The following is a 1,879-nucleotide window of genomic DNA, read 5'->3' on the forward strand; positions in this document are numbered from 1 at the left end:
GTAGCGCAGGAAGTCGACGGCTTCACGCACTTCGGCGACCCCGTCGGCCAGCGACTTGCCGGCCTCGCGGGTGGCCAAAGCGAAGAATTCGGCCGCATTGGCCTCGTAGAGATCGGCGGCGCGGTTGAGGATCGCAGCGCGCTCGGCGACCGGACGCTTCGCCCAGGCAGGCTGCGCGTCGACGGCAATGCGCACGGCGGTCGCCACCTGCTTGGCCGCCGCCTCATGCACCGTGCCCACGACCTCGTCGGGCTTGGCCGGGTTGACGATCTGGCGCTGCTTGCCGTAGCCGGCGGCGCGCGTGATCGGCTTGGCGTGCCAGCGGTCCGCTCCGGCAAATTCCGCCCTCGCCTTGTCGATGGCCGCCAGCGTCACGGTGTCGGTGATGTCGAAGCCCCTGGAGTTGCGCCGGTTGGCGCCGAAGATCGCGGCTGGGCGCGCGATCGCCGGATTGGCGGCCGGACCCTGTTTCTCCACCGCCTCCAGCGGATCGCGCGCGATCTCCTCCGGCTCGACCTCTTCGTCGGTCAACTGATGGACGAAGGAGGAGTTGGCGCCGTTTTCCAACAACCGCCGCACCAGATAGGCGAGCAGGTCGGAATGCGCGCCGACCGGCGCGTAGATGCGGCAGCGCGTGCCCTCGGACTTGCGCACCGTCTCGTGCAGGGATTCGCCCATGCCGTGCAGGCGCTGGAACTCGAAGGAATCGCGATCCTTCGCCATCGACAGGATGGCGGCCACGGTATGCGCGTTGTGCGTGGCGAACTGCGGGTAGATACGGTCCGTCATCGACAGCAGCTTTCGCGCACAGGCGAGATACGAAACGTCGGTGTTGGTCTTGCGGGTGAAGACAGGATATCCGGCAAGACCGAGCGTCTGCGCCCGCTTGATCTCGGTGTCCCAATAGGCGCCCTTCACCAGTCGCACCATGATGTTGCGGTTGTACTTCCTGGCAAGCGCGTAAAGCCAGTCGATGGCGAGTGCCGCGCGTGGCCCATAGGCCTGAACGACGACGCCAAAACCGTCCCAGCCGGCGAGCTCCGGCTCAGCCAGCACGCGCTCGATGACGTCGAGCGACAGGTCTAGCCGGTCGGCCTCCTCGGCATCGATGTTGAGACCCATGCGCGAATGCCGCGCGGCGAGCGCGAGTGACAAGAGACGCTCGGCCATCACCGGCAGCATCTTGTCCCTCTGCGCCACCTCGTAGCGAGGATGCAGCGCGGAGAGCTTGACCGAAATGCCGTGGTTGTAACGGATGTCGGGACCGTTCGAACCGGAATCGAGCGAGGAAATCGCGTCCGCATAGGCCCGGTGGTAGCGCAATGCATCGGCCTCGGTGCGGGCCGCTTCGCCCAGCATGTCGAAAGAATAGAGATAGCCTTTCTGGGTCATCGGCCGGCCGCGCTTGACGGCTTCGGCGATCGTGCGGCCGAGCACGAACTGCTCGCCCATCTCGCGCATCGCCGCCGCCACCGCCCTGCGGATGACCGGCTCGCCGAGCCTCCTCACCATGGCGCGCAGTGTGCCTTCGATGCCGCCCTCGCCTTCGTCCAGCACGCGGCCGGTCAGCATCAGCGCCCAGGTCGAGGCATTGACGAAGATGGAGCTCGAGCCGCCCGAATGCGCCGACCAGTCATGCGGCGCGATCTTGTCGGCGATGAGATCGTCGATCGTCTCGGTGTCCGGCACACGCAGCAGCGCCTCGGCCAGGCACATCAGCGCCACGCCTTCCTTGGTCGACAGGCCGTAGGCCGAGAGGAAAACCTCCATCAATCGAGGGTCCGTCGAGCCGCGCACCGCGCGCACCAGATCGGCGGCGCGGGCCGAGATCGCCTTGCGCTCCTCGGCTGAAAGCCCGGCCGGATCGGAGAGGCGCTTC

Annotated in this window: 1 protein-coding gene; it reads right to left on the reverse strand. The window is 67.1% G+C overall.

The annotated features are described in order from the left end of the window. Positions 1-1,879 (reverse strand): bifunctional proline dehydrogenase/L-glutamate gamma-semialdehyde dehydrogenase PutA (putA, locus tag EOA29_RS34960; protein WP_127222298.1); only part of this gene is annotated, 1,879 nt, incomplete at both ends.

The organism is Mesorhizobium sp. M1E.F.Ca.ET.063.01.1.1, from assembly GCF_003998155.1.
Lineage (GTDB): Bacteria > Pseudomonadota > Alphaproteobacteria > Rhizobiales > Rhizobiaceae > Mesorhizobium.